The organism is Lacrimispora sp., from assembly GCF_031982545.1.
GTDB lineage: Bacteria > Bacillota > Clostridia > Lachnospirales > Lachnospiraceae > Lacrimispora.
Genome location: NZ_DALYXB010000023.1, coordinates 1 through 21,336 on the forward strand (window position 1 = coordinate 1; position 21,336 = coordinate 21,336).

At 42.8% G+C, this 21,336-nt stretch carries 23 protein-coding genes and 2 tRNA genes; 6 read left to right on the forward strand and 19 right to left on the reverse strand.

Annotation, left to right across the window (positions count from 1 at the left end; all coding sequences use genetic code 11):
- Positions 1–96 precede the first annotated feature (96 nt).
- The 3 genes from ABS301_RS25040 to ABS301_RS25050 form a co-directional block, all read right to left on the reverse strand.
- A tRNA-Ser gene (locus ABS301_RS25040) sits at positions 97–185 on the reverse strand.
- 43 nt (positions 186–228) lie between these two features.
- Positions 229–314 (reverse strand) — tRNA-Ser (locus ABS301_RS25045).
- A 189-nt stretch (positions 315–503) separates the two neighbouring features.
- Positions 504–770 (reverse strand): hypothetical protein, encoded by a 267-nt coding sequence (locus ABS301_RS25050; RefSeq protein WP_104434564.1) that lies wholly within the window; start codon positions 768–770, stop codon positions 504–506.
- A gap of 217 nt (positions 771–987) precedes the next feature.
- Between ABS301_RS25050 and ABS301_RS25055 the strand changes: the two genes are divergently transcribed.
- Positions 988–1,314, forward strand: coding sequence for a helix-turn-helix domain-containing protein (locus ABS301_RS25055; protein WP_170824198.1), 327 nt, complete (start codon positions 988–990; stop codon positions 1,312–1,314).
- Between the two features lie 28 nt (positions 1,315–1,342).
- On the opposite strand, the gene ispD is transcribed toward ABS301_RS25055, so the two are convergent.
- From ispD to ABS301_RS25100, 9 genes are all read right to left on the reverse strand, one after another.
- Positions 1,343–2,050, reverse strand: coding sequence for a 2-C-methyl-D-erythritol 4-phosphate cytidylyltransferase (gene ispD / locus ABS301_RS25060; RefSeq protein WP_349674772.1), 708 nt, complete (start codon positions 2,048–2,050; stop codon positions 1,343–1,345).
- A 7-nt stretch (positions 2,051–2,057) separates the two neighbouring features.
- On the reverse strand, positions 2,058–3,095 hold the full coding sequence (gene tsaD / locus ABS301_RS25065) for a tRNA (adenosine(37)-N6)-threonylcarbamoyltransferase complex transferase subunit TsaD (RefSeq protein ID WP_349674773.1): 1,038 nt from the start codon (positions 3,093–3,095) through the stop codon (positions 2,058–2,060).
- Positions 3,096–3,105: 10 nt separating this feature from the next.
- Positions 3,106–4,017 carry a ribonuclease Z gene (locus ABS301_RS25070; protein ID WP_349674774.1) on the reverse strand — a complete coding sequence of 304 codons (912 nt, stop codon included), beginning with the start codon at positions 4,015–4,017 and terminating at the stop codon, positions 3,106–3,108.
- Positions 4,018–4,103: 86 nt separating this feature from the next.
- Positions 4,104–4,346: a hypothetical protein gene (locus ABS301_RS25075; RefSeq protein WP_104434554.1), complete on the reverse strand. Its 243-nt coding sequence runs from the start codon at positions 4,344–4,346 to the stop codon at positions 4,104–4,106.
- A gap of 199 nt (positions 4,347–4,545) precedes the next feature.
- The gene (gene rimI / locus ABS301_RS25080; RefSeq protein ID WP_349674775.1) at positions 4,546–4,980 is read right to left on the reverse strand and encodes a ribosomal protein S18-alanine N-acetyltransferase; all 435 of its coding nucleotides are present in this window, start codon (positions 4,978–4,980) and stop codon (positions 4,546–4,548) included.
- A gap of 1 nt (position 4,981) precedes the next feature.
- Positions 4,982–5,686: a tRNA (adenosine(37)-N6)-threonylcarbamoyltransferase complex dimerization subunit type 1 TsaB gene (gene tsaB, locus ABS301_RS25085; protein ID WP_349674776.1), complete on the reverse strand. Its 705-nt coding sequence runs from the start codon at positions 5,684–5,686 to the stop codon at positions 4,982–4,984.
- Positions 5,687–6,112 (reverse strand): tRNA (adenosine(37)-N6)-threonylcarbamoyltransferase complex ATPase subunit type 1 TsaE, encoded by a 426-nt coding sequence (gene tsaE, locus ABS301_RS25090; protein WP_349674777.1) that lies wholly within the window; start codon positions 6,110–6,112, stop codon positions 5,687–5,689.
- Positions 6,113–6,115: 3 nt separating this feature from the next.
- Positions 6,116–6,622 (reverse strand): YcxB family protein, encoded by a 507-nt coding sequence (locus tag ABS301_RS25095; RefSeq protein ID WP_349674778.1) that lies wholly within the window; start codon positions 6,620–6,622, stop codon positions 6,116–6,118.
- A gap of 37 nt (positions 6,623–6,659) precedes the next feature.
- Entirely contained in the window at positions 6,660–8,801 is a 2,142-nt protein-coding gene (locus tag ABS301_RS25100; RefSeq protein WP_349674779.1) for a Tex family protein, read from the reverse strand.
- Between the two features lie 176 nt (positions 8,802–8,977).
- On the opposite strand from ABS301_RS25100, the gene ABS301_RS25105 reads away from it, so the two are divergent.
- Positions 8,978–9,373 (forward strand): sodium:solute symporter, encoded by a 396-nt coding sequence (locus ABS301_RS25105; RefSeq protein WP_104434544.1) that lies wholly within the window; start codon positions 8,978–8,980, stop codon positions 9,371–9,373.
- 3 nt (positions 9,374–9,376) lie between these two features.
- Here ABS301_RS25105 and ABS301_RS25110 read toward each other — a convergent pair whose 3' ends face one another.
- The 6 genes from ABS301_RS25110 to secA all read right to left on the reverse strand — a co-directional run bounded on the left by ABS301_RS25110 (position 9,377) and on the right by secA (position 16,561).
- Positions 9,377–9,721 carry a DUF2752 domain-containing protein gene (locus tag ABS301_RS25110; RefSeq protein ID WP_349674780.1) on the reverse strand — a complete coding sequence of 115 codons (345 nt, stop codon included), beginning with the start codon at positions 9,719–9,721 and terminating at the stop codon, positions 9,377–9,379.
- A gap of 15 nt (positions 9,722–9,736) precedes the next feature.
- A complete protein-coding gene (locus tag ABS301_RS25115) occupies positions 9,737–10,945 on the reverse strand; it encodes an aspartate kinase (protein WP_349674781.1) in 1,209 nt (402 codons plus the stop codon).
- A 19-nt stretch (positions 10,946–10,964) separates the two neighbouring features.
- Positions 10,965–12,179, reverse strand: a complete 1,215-nt coding sequence (locus ABS301_RS25120; RefSeq protein ID WP_349674782.1) for a homoserine dehydrogenase — start codon at positions 12,177–12,179, stop codon at positions 10,965–10,967.
- Between the two features lie 4 nt (positions 12,180–12,183).
- On the reverse strand, positions 12,184–12,627 hold the full coding sequence (locus tag ABS301_RS25125) for an ACT domain-containing protein (RefSeq protein ID WP_349674783.1): 444 nt from the start codon (positions 12,625–12,627) through the stop codon (positions 12,184–12,186).
- Between the two features lie 136 nt (positions 12,628–12,763).
- A protein-coding gene (gene prfB, locus ABS301_RS25130; protein ID WP_104434534.1) for a peptide chain release factor 2 occupies positions 12,764–13,901 on the reverse strand; the annotation gives its coding sequence in 2 pieces (ribosomal slippage) (positions 12,764–13,825 and positions 13,827–13,901; 1,137 coding nt in all).
- An 89-nt stretch (positions 13,902–13,990) separates the two neighbouring features.
- On the reverse strand, positions 13,991–16,561 hold the full coding sequence (gene secA / locus ABS301_RS25135) for a preprotein translocase subunit SecA (protein WP_349674784.1): 2,571 nt from the start codon (positions 16,559–16,561) through the stop codon (positions 13,991–13,993).
- A 614-nt stretch (positions 16,562–17,175) separates the two neighbouring features.
- Here secA and hpf point away from each other — a divergent pair.
- From hpf to ABS301_RS25155, 4 genes are all read left to right on the forward strand, one after another.
- Positions 17,176–17,706 (forward strand): ribosome hibernation-promoting factor, HPF/YfiA family, encoded by a 531-nt coding sequence (hpf, locus tag ABS301_RS25140; RefSeq protein ID WP_349674785.1) that lies wholly within the window; start codon positions 17,176–17,178, stop codon positions 17,704–17,706.
- Positions 17,707–17,876: 170 nt separating this feature from the next.
- Positions 17,877–18,584 carry a LytR/AlgR family response regulator transcription factor gene (locus ABS301_RS25145; protein WP_349674786.1) on the forward strand — a complete coding sequence of 236 codons (708 nt, stop codon included), beginning with the start codon at positions 17,877–17,879 and terminating at the stop codon, positions 18,582–18,584.
- The gene (locus tag ABS301_RS25150) at positions 18,585–19,928 is read left to right on the forward strand and encodes a sensor histidine kinase (RefSeq protein ID WP_349674787.1); all 1,344 of its coding nucleotides are present in this window, start codon (positions 18,585–18,587) and stop codon (positions 19,926–19,928) included.
- Between the two features lie 57 nt (positions 19,929–19,985).
- Positions 19,986–20,342, forward strand: a complete 357-nt coding sequence (locus ABS301_RS25155; RefSeq protein ID WP_349674788.1) for a FlxA-like family protein — start codon at positions 19,986–19,988, stop codon at positions 20,340–20,342.
- A 60-nt stretch (positions 20,343–20,402) separates the two neighbouring features.
- Here the strand turns inward: ABS301_RS25155 and trxB are convergent, their stop codons facing one another.
- The gene (trxB, locus tag ABS301_RS25160) at positions 20,403–21,326 is read right to left on the reverse strand and encodes a thioredoxin-disulfide reductase (protein ID WP_349674789.1); all 924 of its coding nucleotides are present in this window, start codon (positions 21,324–21,326) and stop codon (positions 20,403–20,405) included.
- Positions 21,327–21,336 lie beyond the last annotated feature (10 nt).

The window sequence follows — 21,336 nt, forward strand, 5'->3', positions numbered from 1 at the left end:
TTATTAGAATTTTCAGGGTTTTACATACTGTTCAATCTTCTGTTTTCAAAGTGCTGTTTGCATCTCGCAGAAACGCTTGTCTCTTCTCAATGCTGACGCAGAAGGAGGGATTTGAACCCTCGCGCCGCTACTAACGGCCTACTCCCTTTCCAGGGGAGCCCCTTCAGCCGCTTGGGTACTTCTGCAATTAGCTGATTTTTATATTTATTAGCGGCTAAAACCTGCCAACGGAGAGGGTGGGATTCGAACCCACGCGCCCTTGCGGACAAACGGTTTTCAAGACCGCCTCGTTATGACCACTTCGATACCTCTCCAAACGCGCTTTTACATTTTAATAGAAGTTCGTGTTTTTGTCAAGCACTTTTTTCTATTTTCTTTCAAATCTCTTGGAGCTTTTTTTCTCTCATTTACCGTCTTCATCAGCGGCAACTTGGATAGTTTATCATTGTTTGTATCATCTGTCAACATTTTTTTACATAATTTTCAAATTATTTTTAACCCTACTACAAATGCTCTAAAAGACGTTGCTTTGCCTGCTCAGCAGTGCTAAAGTTTTCTTCTATTCCTGTTATATAATAAAGCGCATCCTGCCATACTTTTACTGAATAATCAATTGCGGGAATATTAGAAACGACGATCCGGAATCTTGCTTTACCTGTGCTTCCCCGCAGATCCGATAAATACATGCAGCCTAATTCTGATGCAATTCGTTCCAGCAAACCTTCCCTGGTGCCTGTATCCGTTTCATTCCTGGTTTTTCCAGTTTCCATCTATTGTACCTTCTTTCCTACTTTTCATCTGACGAAACAGCTGATACTATCTAATAGCCATGTAGTCCTAATAAAGGATTTCTTAGCCTGATCATACATTAAATACTCTATATAAATAATAATATTGTAATGAATGCAACATGTCAAGTGATGGAATGCATTATTTACTACACATATTTCATTTAATGCAATACTATGGAATCAGGAGGAGTTACCCATGTATATAGACTTCAATTTTTCCAAACGCCTCTCAGAGCTCAGAGCTCAAAAGGGTGTGTCCGCACGTGATATGAGTCTTTCTCTCGGACAGAATCCCACATATATCCATAAAATAGAAAATGGACGGGCGCTTCCGTCCATGATGGGTTTCTTTTATATATGTGAGTATCTGGATATTGAACCAGCTGAATTCTTTTCCCGCGATGTAACCAGTCCTGCCAAAGTCAAAGAACTTATGGATGATGCACAGCATTTAAATCGAGAGCAGCTTGAGCACCTACATCTGATAGTTAAGGATCTATTAAAAACAGGTGGAAAAAAATAAAAAGGAAGCTGCTCCTACAGCATTCCTTTTATTTTTTTCCATATATTCTGTTAAGAAATACGCTGGCGATCTCTAAGTCCTCCGGTGTAGTTACCTTTATATTAGTATAATCGCCCTTTATTAACTTCACCTTTTCTTCTGTCATGGATTCTACCACCATCGCATCGTCCGTAACCCCTTTTTGAAAACATTCCGATTCCATCAGTCTTTGATATGCCTTAAAAACCAGATCATATCGGAATGCCTGAGGTGTCTGGATCTGCCAAAGGCTTGCACGATCCGGAGTTAATGCGGCATATCCATTTTCATCAGATATCTTAATGGTATCCTTAACAGGCATGCCGATCACACAAGCTCCATATTTTATTGCCGCAGCTTTTGATGTATCAATAATTTCTTTGGTAACACAGGGTCTTGCGCCATCATGAATAAGAACATAGGAGCAGTTCTTTACTGCTTTCAGTCCGGCATATACGGAGTGATATCTCTCTTTCCCGCCTTCTGTTACGTCCGTTATCTTGTGAAATCCATAACGGTCCACAATCTCTGTTCTGCAGAAAGAAACCTCGCCGGGACCAGTTACCAGAACAACCTCATCCACTGAGCTTTCTTCAAAGGCTCTTAAGGTATGATAAAGAAGGGGTTTGCCGCACAGCTCCATATACTGTTTGTGGATTGTACTTTCCATGCGGGAGCCTTTTCCTGCTGCCAGGACGACTGCTGCTGTTCTTTCCATAGTCCGGTTACCTTTCTCCCAGTTTCAGATTGGGAACTGCATTTAAATCCCAGCCAGCCCTGGCTCCGTTAATAAATTCATAATATGCCGCTGTTCCAATCATGGCAGCATTATCAGTACAATAAATGGGAGAAGGATAATAAAATTCAATTCCATTTTTTTCACAGGCTTCTTTCATGCCTTTTCGAAGAGCAGAGTTAGACGCCACGCCCCCTGCTATGGCAACTTTTTTAAAGCCATATTCTTTTGCAGCATCAACGGTATGGGATACCAGAACATCAACCACAGCATTCTGGAATGATGCCAGAAGATCGGGTACATTGATTTCCTCTCCCATCATATTGGCATGATTAATGTGGTTTAATACAGCAGACTTTAACCCGCTAAAGCTAAAATCGTATCTATTTCCGTCTACTTTTGCTCTCGGAAATTTTATTGCCTGCGGATTTCCCTCTTTTGCTGCCTTGTCAACTTTTGGTCCGCCTGGATATCCAAGCCCCACAGCTCTTGCCACCTTGTCAAATGCTTCGCCAGCCGCATCATCTCTGGTTCTTCCAAGTATTTCAAACTCTCCATAATCCCTTACAATCACCAGATGTGTATGGCCGCCTGATACAATCAGACACATAAAAGGCGGTTCCAGGTCTGGATGCTCAATAAAATTAGCGGATACATGACCTTCTATATGATGGACTCCGACTAATGGCTTGTTTGCTGCATAAGCCATTGCCTTTGCTTCCGCCACTCCAACTAAAAGTGCTCCCACAAGTCCGGGGCCGTAGGTAACCCCAATGGCATCCATATTCTCAAGTGTAAGCCCAGACTCCAAAAGGGCGGACTCTATGACCTGGTTGATCTTTTCAATATGCTTTCTGGAAGCAATTTCGGGAACGACTCCACCATATAAGGTATGAAGATCAATCTGGGAGGAGATTACATTGGACAATATCTCCCTTCCGTTCTTCACTACCGCTGCTGCCGTCTCGTCACAGGAACTTTCAATTGCAAGTATATAGACATCTTCTTCTGTATGATTTTTTTTCATCGCCATTCCCTCATTCCTCATCAAATTCCAGTTCCAGCGTCCAGGCATCTCTTGCTGCTTTTGCCCTGGGGAAAATCTCACGAACCTTGTCCATAAAATCTTCCGGTCTGGTTAAAGAGGGACTGTAATGGGTCAGCCACATCTGTCTTGGCTGTGCTTCTTTTGCAAGTCTGGCAGCCTCATAAAATGTCATATGGCGGTATTCCCTTGCCTTTGCCTCTTTTCCATCTTCGCCGTACATGCCTTCGCATATGAAAAGATCGGCATCTTTTGCATACTCAGCAATCACCGGTACGGGTCTGGTATCTGTACAGTAAGTCACCTTAAGGCCACGCCTGTCCGGCCCTAAAACAAGATCAGGCGTCAGAATCTTACCATCATAATCGATGGTTTGACCCTTTTGAAGACGACTCCAGAATTTTTGAGGAATCTCTGCCTCTTTGGCCCGGTCCACATCAAATCTTCCGGTTCTTGGAATAGAAATGGAATAACCATAGCAGACAACGTTATGATTGACGCGGTATGCATCAATTACGTAAGGCGCCATGGTTATCTGCTCTCTGTTTTCGGAGAGTTCAATGAATTTAAGTTCAAAAGGAAGCTCCGGCGCAATGGTACGAAGTGCTCCCACCACCCGCTCAAGCCCTTTCGGACCAATCAGAGTTAAGGGTTCTGTCCTCTCTGCATTTCCCATTGTCAAAAGTAGTCCGGGCAGACCACTGATGTGGTCCGCATGATAATGGGTAAAGCAGATAATATCAATGGGTTTTGGGCTCCAGCCCTTTTCTTTTAATGCAATCTGAGTTCCTTCCCCGCAGTCAATCAAAAGATTGCTGCCATCACACCGTGCCATCATGGCTGTCAGCCAGCGGTATGGCAGAGGCATCATGCCCCCGGTTCCCAGCAAACATATATCCAACATAGAATTTCCTCGCTTTTGTCTCATTCAGTGGGCAGAACAAAAAACTGCCACATAAAATCATAACACAAAGCAGAGGGAATTAGCAACTATAAATATTCCAGCTGTTCCTCTACCTCCACCGGTATCTTAAACTCAGATATCAATGCATCGTAACAGGTTTCACATAAATCAAAATGATGGATCTCCCCATCTTTCTCTGAAAAGAAGTCCCATGCGTGATTGATGCTTATGACCCCTTCCCTGGCAATCCCTTCTGACACAATAATTTTTTTGCCGCAGCAGTTGCAAACAACTGTTTCTAGCTGACCGCCGTTTTTGTACTTTCTCATCTTACTCTCACCTTTCCTTTTACCGCCCATGCTTTTCTTTCCGGGCATAATGGTATGCCTGCAAGGCGTTCCTTTTTCACATTTTCCAGAAAAATCCCTTTTTCCACCTCCCTGCACACCAGGATAGAAAAAAGGGCATCCTTACTGGATACCCCTACATTATAAACGGTGTTATGCCCTATTTTTAGTGGTAAATGTTTCAAATATGGTAACAGACCATAAGGACCGCATTTTCACTGGGATTGAGGTAGTAATGTTTTCGGATCCCCTCCTCCACAAATCCATAGGATTTATAAAGGTTTCTTGCCCTGTCATTACTTTCTCTTACCTCTAAAAATATTGATTTTACTTTCTTTTGTCTGGAATAAAAAACCATCTGGTCCATAAGTTTCTTGGAAAGGCCCCTCCCCCTGAGTTCAGGAAGGACTGCGATCCGAAGCAACTCGCATTCATCTGCTATTGTCCGGAAAACACAGTATCCCGCTGCTGCTCCTTCTTCCCAAAGCACCAGCCAGGTATCAAGACTGCTTTCTAATCCCTTTTTAATCATCTCATAAGACCACGGATCGGAAAAGCACTGCATTTCTATTTCCAGTACGCCTAAAACATCCTCCGGAGTCATCTCACCAATCATCTTACTCTCCTTTTAATGCCTCTTCTCTTTCACGCTCTGCCTGGGGCTTTCGCAGATAATCGGGAGCATGCTCCGCTGCCGTTACCGTTTTCCCCTCAAGGAACAGACGGGCTCCATAAGCTGCTACTGCACCTGCACGCTGTCTGCTTAAATGTGCGGGTGCAAATTCAAAGGGAACCTTCATGAATTCTTCTATACTTTCTTTATATGCCGGTATACCGTCTCCTGAGAAAATCACACGCTCTCCCATGGAATTAAGTTCTTCAATTAAATCTCTGATATCCATGGCGCAGGATTCTTTCACGATGGAGAATCCGGTGCGGTTATCATATATACCGGTATAGACCTGGTTTCTTCTGGCATCCATAATTGGGCATATAATAGAAGCGCAGCCGTAGAACTCATAGGCCATTGCATCGATTGTAGGAACAGAAATAAGCGGTTTTTTCAGCGCAAGTCCCAGACCCTTTCCTGTGGCAGAACCGATCCGAAGTCCGGTAAAGGAGCCTGGTCCTGCTGAAACTGCGATGGCATCAACGTTTTCCAGACTGACTCCCGTCATGGTTACAATCTCGTCAAGCATGGGAAGCAGTGTCTGGGAATGGGTCTTTTTAAAATTAACCGTGTATTCTGCAGTCAATATGTCATCCGAAAGAAGGGCGACCGATGCAACAAGAGACGAACTTTCAATTCCTAATATGTTCATTTACATTCCCTCCACGGTGATTTTTCTATAGTCAAATCCTTTTTCCAAATCTTTTTCAATGGTTACTGTAATAACCTGCCTGGGAAGAATCTCTTCGATCAGTCCGGACCATTCAATTAACGTGACACCTTCCCCGTAAAAGCAGTCTTCATAGCCGATCTCGTCCATTTCACTGACGTCACCAATCCGGTATACATCAAAATGATAAAACGGAAGGCGTCCGTCGTCATATTGCTTTACTATGGTAAAGGTTGGACTGTCCACCGGTTCTGTAATGCCAAGTCCGGCGGCAAACCCCTGGGTGAATACGGTTTTCCCCACCCCCAGATCTCCATTTAAGCAAAATATGGTGGAAGGAGCCGCTTCCTCTCCCAGTTTCTTTCCTAATTCAAAGGTATCTTCTGGTTTCCAGCTTTCTATTACCATCTTTTATATCCTCTTTCGCCTCTCCGGAGGCAGATTTTCTTTCATTAATGCCAGTATTTCCGGTGCTTTCTCGCCTGCAACAGAATCCGGAAGCAGATAGGCATGAATCCGGTCCATATAAATAATCAGCAGTTTGCCGATACGTTTTACCACCATCACATCTTCCCATAATAATTCCAGCTTCTCCTGCCCCTGGGTTACCACAATTCCTTCTGCTGAAAAAGAAAGGGTCATACCATCACGAATGGCAGATTTTTTTGCCTGTCTTGCTGCCTTCGTATAGAGGACGAAAGGCTGCCAGACCGTGAACATCAGCGCACAGACAAGAATCAGGATCCGATACGGACGGGATGAGGTCGTCCAGGTTGCAATGAGCACATAAAGAGCAGCGGCACTGAAAAGAAAACTGAAAATCCCCTGGAATCCCCGGTATGAATGGTACATGGAAAATTTCCAGAGATCTTTTGCAGTCAGTCTCACATCTAATATAAGCGGATTTTTCTGTTCCACATTTTCCTCCTTTTATACAGCATTTCACTGTATCTGCTTAGAATTTCATGGTGAGAGCGATTCTCTTTTTGGGAACGTCTACGCTTATTACCTTTACCTCAACGATATCTCCTACGCTGACGGCTTCTAAGGGATGTTTAATAAATTTGTCCGATATCTGGGAAATGTGAACCAGTCCATCCTGATGAACTCCAATATCCACAAAAGCACCGAAGTCGATTACATTTCGAACCGTTCCCTTTAAAACCATCCCGGGCTGTAAATCCTTTATCTCCATAACATCCGTGCGTAATATTGGTTTTGGCATCTCGTCACGAGGATCTCTTGCGGGCTTTTCCAGTTCCTTTACAATATCCCGGAGGGTGATTTCACCAGTCTCTAATTCTTCAGCCAGTTCTTTATAATTATGAATCTTTTTACTGATTCCGTTTAACCCCCCGTTCATCAGCTCTTTTGCCTCATATCCCAATTTTTTCAGCAGCTTTTTAGCCGCATCATAGGACTCCGGATGAACGCTGGTTAAATCAAGAGGATTCTTTCCTCCCTGAATTCTCATGAAGCCGGCACATTGTTCGAATGCTTTTGGTCCAAGCTTTGCGACCTTTAACAGCTGGCTCCTGCTTTCAAATGCACCGTTCTCCTCCCGGTAAACCACAATATTCTTTGCTATGGGTTTTGAAATACCGGATATATACTCCAGAAGAGAAGCAGATGCCGTATTTAAATCAACACCTACTTTATTTACGCTGTCTTCCACAACTCCCTGTAATGCTTCACTTAAATGCTTCTGGTTCATATCATGCTGGTACTGACCCACACCAATGGACTTGGGATCAATCTTTACCAGCTCTGCAAGAGGATCCTGCAGCCTTCTGGCAATGGAGGCTGCACTTCTCTGGCCTACATCAAAATTAGGGAATTCCTCTGTTGCCAGCTTGCTGGCAGAATAAACAGAAGCTCCTGCTTCATTCACAATAATATACTGAACCGGCTCCGGGATCTCTTTTAATAATTCTACAATTATGGTCTCCGATTCTCTTGAGGCAGTTCCATTTCCCACAGAAATCAGAGAAATTCCGTATTTCTTAATCAGCTTCTTTAAAACAGTCTTGGCTTCTTCCACTTTATTTTGAGGTGCAGTGGGATAGATTACAACGGTATCCAGCACTTTTCCCGTTTCATCGACAACTGCCAGCTTACATCCGGTACGAAAAGCCGGATCCCAGCCAAGAACCACTCTTCCTACAATGGGAGGCTGCATAAGAAGCTGCTCTAAATTTTTGCCAAATACACGGATTGCTCCATTCTCCGCTGTTTCCGTTAAATCGTTACGTACCTCCCGCTCAATTGCCGGTGCGATGAGACGGTCATAGCTGTCTTTTACAACTTCCTTTAATAGGGGAGAAGTAACAGGATTGTCCCGAATAATCACCTGCTTTTCCAGAAAACGAAGAATTACTTCTTCCGGTGCCGTCACCTTCACAGTAAGGATCTTTTCCTTTTCGCCTCTGTTAATGGCGAGAATCCGGTGTCCTGCTGCCTTCTTTAAAGGTTCTTCATAATTATAATACATTTCATATACAGACTCTGCTTCCTCATCCTTTGCAGCAGATAAAAGGCTTCCCTGATTCATGGTTGCATTCCGGATATAAGTGCGGTACTCCGCCTGATCGGAAATCCGCTCTGCCAGAATATCCTTTGCCCCGTCAATTGCTTCCTGGGCAGTGGTCACGCCTTTTTCTTCCGAAATATAGTCCGATGCTGCTTCCAGAAGCGGGGTCTTAATCATCTGAAGGATGATGAGATCTGCTAATGGTTCTAATCCTTTTTCCTTGGCGATAGTAGCCCTCGTCCGCCTTTTCTGCTTATAAGGGCGGTATAAATCTTCCACGGCAACCAGTGTCTGGGCTTCCAGAATCTTCTTTTCCAGTTCCGGAGTCAGCTTCTCCTGTTCTCTGATAGATGATAGTACCTGTTCTTTCCGCTCCTCTAAATTCCTTAAATAACGAAGCCTTTCATCTAAATTACGCAGAACTTCATCATTTAAAGAACCGGTTACCTCTTTTCGGTATCTGGCTATAAAAGGAATGGTATTCCCCTCATCAATAAGTCTGATTGTCTCTTCCACCTGATTTCTGGAAATGGAAAGTTCTTCCTGCAAAATCTTTATTATATCCATGCTGTACCTCTTATTTTTCATAGTTGGTTCAATTCAACTATTATAATTCATCATTCCCCGTTATGCAATACCCGTCTGGACACAGCGGTCTTTTCGTGCTACAATCATAAAATACAGATTCAGTTCAGGAAAATCCTGGATGACTTCTGTACTATACACATACGAGGTAAACACCAATGGGAGAAAATTATAACAGCAATAAAGGAATGCTTCCGCAAACTCCGAATACAGGTTCGTTCCTGGCATTCTGGTCTGTCCTTTTAGGCGGCCTGGGACTGCTGACAGACTGCCTTCCCTTATTCAGTATCTGGAATCTGCCGGCAGGTCTGATTTTTGGTCTCACAGGCATTGCTCTTGCTATATTATCAAAAAAAGGAAAGCCCTTCAGCCACCAGGCACAGCTTGGACTGATCCTTTCCATTATATCTGCTGTCTGTGGCCTGTTACTGGCATTGTTCATTATATTTGTCTATGATGTCATGGATACCAACACCCCTTTAGGGCTGTATTTCAGACAGGTATTTGAAGCCACCACCCAGGCGCTGATGCCCACGGGCGGCGTAGGCAGATAATTATTATAATGGCGGTAAAAGATCAATTCCTTTCACTACCAGCATATAGTTCTTGAAGATCCAGTTTATCACTACAATTGCAGCTCCAATAAGAATAAGTATCCGTTCCCTTTTTTTATGGTCCAACGGGTGCTTTCTTTTTTTTGATAAATACCGGATGATACCCTCCGCCAAAACAGCGATAACAGTATAAAGGACCAGCGGATGATACTGAACGCTCATCCGCAGGTCCCCCTGTAACAAAGTCCGCACTGCTCTCGTTCCCCCGCAGCCGGGACAGTAGAGCCCGGTGAGGGAATGAAAGATACAGACGGATCCTATTTTCCAAATTTTTCTTAACCAGATCATTCGTTCCACCTTCGTTTAATCTGCAAGATCAAAGGCATCGTGAACCGTTCTCATGGCGCGGTTTACGTCCTCTTCATGAATGAGGACCGTAATCCTTATTTCAGATGTTGCAATCATCTTGATGTTAATATTGGCATTATAAAGGGCTTCAAACATCTTTGCAGCAACTCCTGGATTACTGGTCATCCCTGCGCCGATGATAGAAAGCTTTGCCACATCCTCTTCACTGGTTACATTCTGGGCTGTAATCCCATCCTTATGTTCGTTTAAAAGATCCATGGTTTCTTTTAAATCCTGCTTCGCCACCGTAAAGGAGATGTCTTTTCTTTCTTCTCTGCCAATGGACTGGATAATGATATCAACGTTAATGTTGTGTTTTGCCAGAAGATTAAATATTTTAAATGCGACTCCAGGCTCATTCTTAACCCCGATTACGGAAATACGGGCTACATTTTTATCTGCGGCAACTCCGCTCACCAGCATTCTTTCCAATTTTGTTTCCTCCTTGATGATGGTACCTTCTTCTCTGTTCAGACTTGATCGTACAACCAGCTGTACTCCATAGCGTTTCGCCATCTCTACCGAACGGTTGTGAAGCACTTTGGCTCCCAGAGAAGCAAATTCAAGCATCTCATCGTAGGAAACCTCCAATAGCTTTCTGGCATGGGGAACAATTCGCGGATCTGCGGTGTAAACTCCATCCACATCTGTGTAAATCTCACACGCATCGGCATGGAGCGCGGCAGCCAGAGCCACAGCCGTGGTATCTGATCCCCCTCGTCCAAGAGTTGTCAGATCCTCATATTTATTAATACCCTGAAAACCTGTGATAATAACAATTTTCTTCGCTTCCAGTTCATGCTGGATCCGTTCCGTATCAATTTTCTTTAATTTAGCCATTCCATAAGCGGAAGAGGTATGCATTGCTACCTGCGACGCGTTTAACGATACAGACGGTACGCCGAGAGCATTCATGGCCATGGACATCAGTGCCACGCTCACCTGCTCTCCGGTTGCCAGAAGCATATCCAGTTCTCTCTTTGGAGGATTGGGGTTTATCTCATGAGCTTTGGCAATCAGACCATCTGTTGTCTTTCCCATAGCGGATAATACCACAACTACCTGATTGCCTTTTTCATAATCCTCAATGCAGCGTTTTGCTACATTGAATATTCTTTCTTTGTCTGCGACGGAACTACCGCCAAATTTTTTAACAACTAACATTGATGCCTCCTGGCGAAAATTAAATTTCTGCGCGGATGCGCTGTCTGATTCCTGACAGCTTTTTCGCTCTTAAACGGTACTCCTCCTCAGTCATAACCCCTGTCATGACTGCGAATTCATCCATGTGGTCCAGCTCTGTTACTTCTACCTTTCCAAAAGCAGCCTCTGCTTCCGCAAGCCGCTTTGCAGCAATTCCCTTGATTCTTACAAAATACCGGAAGGAAACGCTGTCCATGGCAGAGATGTTAAGGCGATTTCCATCCCATCCCATCCTCACATGATGACCTGGGTTTTTAAGGGCTTCAATAATATCTGCTACAACTGCACTGGCTGTGGGAAGTTTTCCGGCTCCGCTTCCATAAAACATGGAAGTGCCCAGCATATTTCCCTTTACCAGAATGCCGTTGTATACGTCATTTACAGAATACAGCGGATGATCCTTTCCTATCATAACCGGAGCTACAAACGCATGAACTCCCTGATCATTGATTCTGCTGGATCCAAATAATTTAACAGAAGTTCCAAGAGCGTCTGCATAACGGAAATCCACATCCGTTATATTAGTAATCCCTTCTGTATAAATATGCTCGTAATTCACTTCGTGTCCCGAAGCCAGAGCAGTTAATATGGCAATTTTCCTGCAGGTATCATGTCCTTCCACATCTGCCTCCGGATTGCGCTCCGCATATCCCAGTTCCTGGGCTTTGCTCAGTGCCTCTTCAAAAGTCTCTCCGGCTTTGTCCATTTTAGTCAGTATGTAGTTGGTGGTACCATTTAATATACCGGTTATTTCTTCAATTTTCTCACCGGCAAGTGAAGTATACAAAGGACGGATTATGGGAATACCGCCTCCTACGCTTGCCTCAAAGAGAAAGTTAACCTGATTCTCTTCTGCTATTTTTAAAAGTTCCGTTCCATATGCTGCTACCAGCGCCTTGTTGGAGGTGGCCACATGCTTGCCTGCCTGAAGGCTTGCTTTCACAAAAGGATAAGCCGGGTTTAAACCTCCCATGGTTTCAATTACCATGGATACCTCCGGGTCCTTTTCAATGACGGAAAAATCATGAACAATCTTTTTTTCAATCGGTGTACCGGGGAATTCTCTTAAATCGAGAATATATTTCACATTCACCGTGTCACCGGTCTGTCTGGCAATTATATCTTTGTTCTGTTCCAGAATTTCAACAACTCCTGATCCAATGGTACCATAGCCCATAACTGCAACATTCATCATATTCTCACTCCCTGGCTAAAATTTTTACGTAGTGGACTCCATCCTTTTCTTCTATATCCTCAACCATCTTTGAAACATTGCCTGTTGTTTCAAGAACCTCCACGCTAAGTGTGAGGGTGGCAACGCCATTGACCGGAATACTCTGATGAATGGTTAATATATTCGCGCGGTACACAGCTACCACATGAAGCAAATCCGAAAGAAGACCAGGTTCGTCATCCATCTGCATAACCAGTGTGATGGTCTTTCCCTTGGCATTGTCGTAAAACGGAAAGATATCATCTTTGTATTTGTAAAAGGAACTGCGGCTGATTCCAACCCGGTCAGTTGCCTCCTGTACGGTGATTACCCGTTCCGACTCTAATAATTTTTTTGCCTCAACAACTTTCAGCAATACTTCAGGTACAGCTTTCTGCTTTACCACAAAATATTTACTTTTATCTTCCATAAAAAAATATCTTCCCTTCTGTGTCCGCATCGGAAATACATCTGTGCTCATAGGGAAGATATTATCATATTTGTGCATGGTATGCAACTATTTTTGAGTTTATTTTATTCGGTATTTAAAAAAATGCATGAAAAAACTAGATTTCTGCAGAATCCTCACCAGCTTTTGCTCCGGTACTTAACCATCGAAGATATGCGTACATAAACTGATCCAGCGCTCCGTCGAGGACACTGTTTACATTCCCTGTCTCGGAATTGGTCCTGTGGTCTTTCACCATGGTATAGGGTTGCAGTACATAGGAACGAATCTGGTTTCCCCAGCCGATCTCCGTTACATCTCCACGGATACCGGAAAGTTTCTCCGCATTCTCCTGCTGCTTTAACATATAAAGCTTTGCTTTTAACATCTGCATCGCCTTATCCTTGTTCTGGAACTGAGACCGCTCATTCTGGCACTGCACCACAATTCCCGTAGGAAGGTGAGTGATTCGAATGGCGGATGAGGTTTTATTGATATGCTGTCCACCTGCTCCGCTGGAGCGGTAAGTATCAATTCTTAAATCCTCATCGTTAATATCCACATCAAGGTCCTCTTCAATATCCGGCATAACATCGCAGGATACAAAGGAAGTCTGACGCTTTCCAGCCGCATTAAACGGAGAAATACGTACCAGACGGTGAACCCCTTTTTCTGACTTTAAATAACCAAACGCATTGACACCATTAATCTGTATGGTTACGGATTTAATACCGGCTTCATCACCGTCAAGATAATCAAGAACTTCCGTCTGAAAGCCCTTTTTCTCCGCCCAGCGGCAGAACATGCGGTAAAGCATGCTGCACCAGTCGCAGGATTCGGTTCCGCCAGCACCGGCATTCAGCTTTAATATGGCGTTGTGGCTGTCATATTCACCGGAAAGCAGCGTATTAATACGCATCTCTTCCAGATTTTCTTTCAATTCAGCAAGCATCTGGGCTATTTCCGGAATCAGGGAAGCATCGTTTTCTTCGTTGCCCATCTGGATCATGACCCCGATGTCTTCATACTGCTGTTCTAATTCTTTGTAGCCTTGTACCGTATCTTTTAAATTCTTTGCAAGCTGGACGATCTTACCCGACTTTTCCGGATCTTCCCAGAAGCCTGGCTCTTCCATAGACTTGTCTAACTCATCAATTCGCTTTAACTTGTTATCCAGGTCAAAGTGAATCCCTCACTTCCACTAATGGTTTTTCATACGACGATAATTCGTATTTGTACTGATCTAACTCTACCACTGTGTCACCCACTTTCGATTTTTAATTTATAAATACAAAATTGGGGTCCAATCCCTTAAAAGGGAGCGGACTCCAATCTCATAAAAATACTATACTAGTTTGCGTCCGCAACACTGCTTATACTTTTTGCCGGAACCGCATGGACATGGATCATTGGGATAGACCTTATTATCAGCCTTTTTCACCGGTGCTTTCACTGAGCTGTCATCCTTGTTGGTTCCTGTCACTTTGGCAGCCGGTTCACGTTCCACCTTCTGCTCAACTCTGATGTGGAAGAGGATACGTACGGTATCTTCCCGGATTGCTGCTGTCATCTCATCAAACATCTGATAGCCGCTCATCTTATATTCTACAAGAGGATCTCTCTGGCCATAAGCCTGAAGACCGATTCCCTGGCGCAGCTGGTCCATATCGTCAATATGGGACATCCATTTATTATCAATTACCTTTAAGAGAATCACCCGCTCGATTTCACGGATCTGTTCTCCCTCAGGGAACTCTGCCTCTTTGGTTTCATAAAGCTTAATGGCTTCTTCTTTCAGCATATGCTTCAGCTCATTCTTTCTCACTTTTCCGTCTTCCGGAATGGTGATTGGCTGAAGAGGGATAACTGGCAGAAGAAGAGTATTTAATTCATTTAAATCCCATTCTTCCGGAGTCTGTTCGTCACTGATAGACAGATCCACAGCATTCTCCACAATATCAGTAACCATCTTTAAGACAACGTCACGCATGTTGTCTCCGTCAAGAACTTTTCTTCTTTCTGCGTAAATGACTTCACGCTGTTCGTTCATGACCTCATCGTATTTTAAAAGATTCTCACGGATACCATAGTTGTTGGTCTCGATCTTCATCTGAGCTTTTTCAATGGCATTGGAAAGCATCTTATGCTCAATCTGCTCGCCTTCCGGTACACCAAGTGCATTAAACATGCCTACTAAACGTTCAGAACCAAACAGACGCATTAAATCATCTTCCAGAGAGATATAGAACCTGGACTCACCCGGATCTCCCTGACGGCCGGAACGACCACGCAGCTGATTATCAATACGGCGTGACTCATGACGCTCTGTACCGATGATCTTAAGACCTCCGGCAGCTTTGGATTCATCATCAAGCTTAATATCCGTACCACGGCCTGCCATGTTGGTGGCAATGGTAACTGCTTTATGCACACCTGCGTCAGCAACGATCTCAGCCTCAAGCTCATGGTACTTTGCATTTAAGACTTTATGAGGAATACCTCTGCGTTTTAACATACCGCTTAACATCTCAGATGTATCAATGGTTATGGTACCAACCAGTACTGGCTGACCCTTTTCATAAGCAGCTGCCACTTCGTCGCATACTGCTTCAAATTTTTCCTTCTTAGTCTTATAAACCGCATCTTCCTGGTCAATACGGGCGATGTCACGGTTTGTGGGGATTGAAATGGCATCCATTCCATAGGTATTCCTGAATTCCTTCTCCTCTGTAAGAGCAGTACCCGTCATACCCGCTTTTTTGTTGTATTTATTGAAGAAGTTCTGGAATGTGATGGTCGCAAGAGTTTTGCTCTCTCTGCGGACATTCACATGCTCTTTCGCTTCAATTGCCTGGTGAAGACCATCGGAATACCGTCTGCCCGGCATAATACGTCCTGTAAATTCATCTACAATGAGAACCTCATCGTCTTTTACCACATAGTCCTTATCCCGAAACATCAGATAATTGGCACGGAGAGCCAGAATGATGTTATGCTGGATCTCTAAGTTCTGTGGGTCTGACAGGTTCTCGATGTGGAAGAACTGCTCTACTTTTTCCACACCCTGCTCTGTTAAGTTGACAACCTTGTCCTTCTCATCCACAATAAAATCACCGGACTCAGTGATTTCTTCTCCCATAATGGCACCCATCTTGGAAAACTCGCCGGAAGCTTCGCCCTTTTCTAACTGGCGTGCAAGAATATCGCAGACTTCATAGAGCTTTGTGGATTTGCCGCTCTGTCCGGAAATGATAAGAGGTGTTCTGGCCTCATCAATTAAAACAGAGTCAACCTCATCAATAATACAGAAATCTAAATTTCTTAAAACCATCTGTTCTTTATAGATGGCCATGTTATCTCTTAAATAATCAAAACCAAGCTCATTGTTGGTTACATAGGTAATATCACAGTTATAAGCATCACGTCTCTCATCTGAGCTCATATCGTTTAGTACAACGCCTACTGTCATTCCTAGAAACTCATGGATTCTTCCCATCCACTCCGCATCACGCTTTGCCAGATAGTCGTTAACGGTTACAATCTGTACACCGTTCCCTGCCAGAGCATTTAAATAAGCCGGACATGTGGATACCAGAGTTTTTCCTTCACCAGTTCTCATCTCCGCGATACGACCCTGGTGTAAAACTACACCACCGATTAACTGCACACGGAAATGTTCCATATTAAGAACTCGCCTGCCTGCTTCTCTTACAGTTGCGAACGCTTCAGGCAAGATATCATCAAGAGTTTCCCCTGCTGCCAGTCTTTCCTTAAAAAGCTTCGTGTTGTTTTTTAATTCCTCATCCGTAAGTGCAACCATGGTCGGGCGCAGAGATTCTATTTTATCCGCAATGGGATTAATGATTTTCAATTCTCTTTCACTATGAGTTCCAAATATTTTTTGAACCAAGTTCATGATTTATTCTCCTACTCTATCTTTCAATATACACCGTACAATCCTGTATATTGTAGCACTAACCTGCCTTTAATTCAACGAATTCATAAAAAATTAACATTCTGGTAATAATCTGACCTTATATTACCAGGTACTTCCATTTTCTTCGGCAACCTCCAGCAAATTTAAGTTAAAATTATGGTTAACCTGACACATTGCACAAAAAATTTGTTCGATTCCCGACTTTTCCACATTATCCACATTGGATTGTGTATTTTTCCCCCATTTTTATCCCCACCTCCAACCCTCGAATTTGCGAAAAAAATCACTTATACACCGAGTTATCCACATTATCCACATTTATTCTCCACATAATCCCAGCATTCCCATCACAATGACAAATACGTTAATTTTTGTATACTTGTCATAAAATTTTCTTTTTCGACGAAAAAATCCATTTTTCCCTTGACTTTTTTTTAACCTGATCTATAGTTTTTCAATAAATTGATAAAATATAAGAAGAGTCTTTTTACAAAATCTTTTCTTAAATTATCTTAATACTTTACAACATAATTGAATTATTCTAATAAATATGCTATACTATTCCTATCTCAAGAAAAAGGAGCTGATGACTTATGCGTTTTACAATTACAGGAAGAAATATTGAGGTGACAGCAGGGTTACGGGAGGCAGTTGAGGACAAGCTTGGTAAACTGGACCGTTTTTTCGCACCTGCTACAGAGGCAACAGTAAGACTCAGCGTGCAGAAAGATATTCAGAAAATTGAAGTTACTATTCCAGTGAAAGGACATATAATTCGAGCTGAAGAATCAAGTAATGATATGTACGTTTCCATTGATCTGGTAGAAGAGATCCTGGAACGCCAGTTGAAAAAATATAAAAACAAGTTAATCGACAAAAAATTAAACGCTCCCTCCTTTTCAACAGCATTTTTGGAAGATGAAAGTGCAGTCGATGACGATGTGGAAATTGTCAAAACAAAGAAGTTTGCTGTAAAACCCATGGATCCGGAAGAAGCCTGTGTACAGATGGAGCTTCTTGGACACAGCTTCTACGTATTCCTCAATGGAGATACCGACGAAGTAAATGTGGTGTATAGAAGAAAAGGCGGCACTTACGGATTGATTGAGCCGGAATTACTATAAATAAAGTCAGTTAAGGGTGGAAACCACAATCGGTTTCCACCCTTATTTTTTTTTTGCCCGACATATCAATTCACTCTGACTTCATTTCACAACATATTACTTGAACTTTTTAAACATCAAAGGTATCCTTAATGTGGCTTCTTATACTATTTGATACTGAGGTACTGATCTTGATTAATATTGCGGCATGTGATGATGATGACAAAATGATACTGGAGTTAAAAAACAGGATATCCGATTATATGAATGAGACTGGCCATAAAGCTGAGATTCATACATTTTTCTGTGCTGAGGACCTGCTTAAAAGTGAAGAATCCTTTGATATTATTTTTCTGGATATACAGATGGGCAATATGACTGGTTTGGAAGCGGCAAAACAAATCAGGAAGTCTGGTTTGGAAAGCTACCTTATATTTGTTACAGTCCTTAAAGAATATGTCTATGATGCCTTTACCGTAGAAGCTTCCGATTATCTGTTAAAGCCTTTAGACAGTCAGCGCTTTCAATCCACAATGGCCCGGGTTCTACAACATGTCCGGGATAAAAAAGCAGCCGTTTTAACCATTCAGAAAGGAGCCTGGTGTAAATCAATACCATTTACGGATATTTTATACTGCGAAGCGATTAACAGAAAAATCTTCGTTCACACGAAGCATGAAATTATCGACTACTATTATAAGATTAACTCATTGGCAAAACAGCTGGAACCGGATTTCTTCTGCTGTCATCGCAGCTATCTTGTTAATCTTAAGGCCGTCTGCGGATATGAAAATGGCCAGGCGAAACTGGTTAACGGGAATAACATACCCGTTTCAAGGCTTCGCGTGCAGGCGTTCATGGAAGCAATGTTAAATTATATGAAGAAAGGGGACAGATAGATGCCATTTACGGAACTGTTCAACAGGTGGTACGATTTTATTTACTTTTTTTGCTTTTTAAATGCCTGTCTGGCCTGTATGGAAGTCTGGTTTTTCAGCAGATTTTCAAACCAGAAAGTAAAATGGTATTCTTTTGCCTCTTACATTCTGATCTTATACCTGTTGTCTTCCATTGAGATATTCATCCGGGCTCCATTTCCTCTGTCTACCCTTATGGAACTGGGAACATTTTTTTTATTCGGCTGGCTGGTTTTAAAATGTGCTCCGGCAATGTCCGCTACTGCAGCCATACTTGCCATCTGCATCATGCAAGTTGTTAACGGCATAGTTCAGTCATTGTTAAGCATCATCTTAAAAGTCCTGTTTCCCTATACAATGGTTCTTACAACTATAAGCGGTCTGTTTGTCATGATAATTGTATTTTTCTCCTATCGGCTTGTCCTGACATGGCTGCAAGACAGAAAAGTTCCCATGCAGCGTTATATTCTGATTCTGATGCTGCCAATCCTCTTTGTGCTTCTGGTCATGCAGCATGTTTTTGCAGTATACGGAAACACGGTTACCGTCAGTACAGATGGAACCAGAATTTCTCCTGATGTAAATGACTGGACCATGCTGGTCATTCAGATAGCAGCCTATTTTTGCCTGTTTGCAGTTCTTTTTGCTTATAAAGAATTATTGGAAGGTTTCGCATTTCAGATGCGCAATAAGCTTCTGGAACAGCAGGTAATTGCTCAGGCTGACTCGGTCCATGAAATGCAGATGCGATATGAAATGACAAGAACGTTCCGTCATGACTTAAATGGTCACTGGACCGTTCTTGGAGGCTTTTTAAAAACAGGAGAAACAGAAAAGGCTATGGATTATCTTGAGAAACTGACCACTCTATCCGACCAGCTTACCTTTCCATGCCAGACAGGAAATGATGTATTAAATATCCTGTTAACAAATAAATTGGGAATTGCACACCAAAAGGGAATTGATGTTGACTGCACCGTAAAAATACCTGACAACTGTATTATCGATGATATGGATTTGTGTATCCTATTCTCCAATGCTGTGGATAATGCTGTAAAGGCCTGTATTGCGGGAAATCAAACCAGGCCATTTCTATCTCTTAAAACAGTCCAGAAAGGCGAATTTCTTATGATTGACATCAAAAACAGCCGTTCTGACGTTTTTTTTCCAGTCGGCGGAACCGGCATCGGACTTCAAAGTATAAAAGCTGTTGTTGAAAAATACCATGGCAGAGTCCATATTGAAAAAACTCCTGAAACCTTTCGTTTAAATGTACTTTTCCTCATTCCACAACACTCAGACGACATCTCAATGCATCGCTCTTGAAACTCATCGCTATCCTTTATATATTCATAGTATCTTGAGCAAAAAGGAGGCATTACGATGAATATCAACAATATAGGGACATATCCAGCCCAATCCCCAGCCCAAACAGACCCGGTTTCCCAGTCAGAACAGGGCAGCAACAGCGATATGGAACAGCAGATAAAAACCCTGGATAAGGAAAAGGGGAAGCTGGAAGGGCAGCTGGATAAAGAAAGAAATCCTTTCGCGCTGCAGCAAAGTGAAAAATACAAAGAGCTGGAAAAAAGAATTAAGGAATTAGACAAGCAGATACAGCAATTGAAAGCAGAGGCATCCTCCGCTCAGAAAAAAGCAGGGATCCAAAACAAGGAAGCAGTTTCTTCCAGAAATCCTTTTGATACCTATGAATCAGAAAAACAGGGATTTAACGATTAGCAAAAATCCTCCGGTTAAGGGAATGCATACCCTTATCGGAGGATTTATTTTAATCAGTTTTTATTTTCCGTATCTAGTCAGATAACGTTCTACACTTGTAATTGCATTGGCTCCGTCTGAAACTGCCGTGGATACCTGTCTTAACTGTTTGGTCCGGACATCACCTGCCGCAAAAATACCGGGAATATTGGTCTCGCAGTCCTCTCCTGCCTTAATGTAACCATGATCCATTTCCACAAGGTTATCAAAGGCTTCGCTCTGTGGATTAATTCCCACTGCAATAAACACACCGTCAACGGAAAGTCTGCTTGTTTCTTCCGTTTTGGAATTCTTTATGGTAAGAGACTCAACCTGGTCTCCGCCTTCTATTTCTTCGACTACTGTATCCCAGATGATTTCAACATTCTCCTGATTAAATAATTGTGTCTGCAGTGTCTTTGCTCCACGTAATTCATCTCTTCTGTGAATTAAGTACACCTTCTTGCACATTCTGGAAAGGAATATGGCGTCTTCGATTGCCACATCGCCTCCGCCTACAACGGCGGCTACCTTGTTTCGGAAAAATGCTCCGTCACAAGTTGCACAATAGGAAACACCCATTCCGGTCAGTTCTTTCTCTCCAACGACGCTGAGTTTTCTGTACAGAGCTCCTGTTGAGATAATGACTGATTTTGTCACATAGGACTTTTCCTGACCTACAACGGTAAATTCTCCGTCTGCTGCCTCAATACGAAGCACTTCGTCTGTAACAAAATCTGCTCCCAGTTTTTCTGCATGATCCCGAAATTTCATACCCAGGTCAAATCCGTTAATTCCGGGAAGCCCCGGATAATTATCGACTTCGTAGGTATTGAGAATCTGGCCGCCACTGGCGACTTCTTTTTCAATCACTACCATCTTTAGTTCAGCTCTTTTTCCATATACTGCAGCAGTAAGACCTGCCGGACCTGACCCTATAATCACAACGTCATAAATCTCATTCATTTTATCTACC

Coding starts and splice junctions, on each gene's coding strand:
- ABS301_RS25050 (WP_104434564.1), bottom strand. CDS start 770: ATGGAAACTGGAAAAACCAGGAATGAAACGGATACAGGCACCAGGGAA.
- ABS301_RS25055 (WP_170824198.1), top strand. CDS start 988: ATGTATATAGACTTCAATTTTTCCAAACGCCTCTCAGAGCTCAGAGCT.
- ispD (WP_349674772.1), bottom strand. CDS start 2,050: ATGGAAAGAACAGCAGCAGTCGTCCTGGCAGCAGGAAAAGGCTCCCGC.
- tsaD (WP_349674773.1), bottom strand. CDS start 3,095: ATGAAAAAAAATCATACAGAAGAAGATGTCTATATACTTGCAATTGAA.
- ABS301_RS25070 (WP_349674774.1), bottom strand. CDS start 4,017: ATGTTGGATATATGTTTGCTGGGAACCGGGGGCATGATGCCTCTGCCA.
- ABS301_RS25075 (WP_104434554.1), bottom strand. CDS start 4,346: ATGAGAAAGTACAAAAACGGCGGTCAGCTAGAAACAGTTGTTTGCAAC.
- rimI (WP_349674775.1), bottom strand. CDS start 4,980: ATGATTGGTGAGATGACTCCGGAGGATGTTTTAGGCGTACTGGAAATA.
- tsaB (WP_349674776.1), bottom strand. CDS start 5,686: ATGAACATATTAGGAATTGAAAGTTCGTCTCTTGTTGCATCGGTCGCC.
- tsaE (WP_349674777.1), bottom strand. CDS start 6,112: ATGGTAATAGAAAGCTGGAAACCAGAAGATACCTTTGAATTAGGAAAG.
- ABS301_RS25100 (WP_349674779.1), bottom strand. CDS start 8,801: ATGGATATAATAAAGATTTTGCAGGAAGAACTTTCCATTTCCAGAAAT.
- ABS301_RS25105 (WP_104434544.1), top strand. CDS start 8,978: ATGGGAGAAAATTATAACAGCAATAAAGGAATGCTTCCGCAAACTCCG.
- ABS301_RS25110 (WP_349674780.1), bottom strand. CDS start 9,721: ATGATCTGGTTAAGAAAAATTTGGAAAATAGGATCCGTCTGTATCTTT.
- ABS301_RS25115 (WP_349674781.1), bottom strand. CDS start 10,945: ATGTTAGTTGTTAAAAAATTTGGCGGTAGTTCCGTCGCAGACAAAGAA.
- ABS301_RS25120 (WP_349674782.1), bottom strand. CDS start 12,179: ATGATGAATGTTGCAGTTATGGGCTATGGTACCATTGGATCAGGAGTT.
- ABS301_RS25125 (WP_349674783.1), bottom strand. CDS start 12,627: ATGGAAGATAAAAGTAAATATTTTGTGGTAAAGCAGAAAGCTGTACCT.
- secA (WP_349674784.1), bottom strand. CDS start 16,561: ATGAACTTGGTTCAAAAAATATTTGGAACTCATAGTGAAAGAGAATTG.
- hpf (WP_349674785.1), top strand. CDS start 17,176: ATGCGTTTTACAATTACAGGAAGAAATATTGAGGTGACAGCAGGGTTA.
- ABS301_RS25150 (WP_349674787.1), top strand. CDS start 18,585: ATGCCATTTACGGAACTGTTCAACAGGTGGTACGATTTTATTTACTTT.
- ABS301_RS25155 (WP_349674788.1), top strand. CDS start 19,986: ATGAATATCAACAATATAGGGACATATCCAGCCCAATCCCCAGCCCAA.
- trxB (WP_349674789.1), bottom strand. CDS start 21,326: ATGAATGAGATTTATGACGTTGTGATTATAGGGTCAGGTCCGGCAGGT.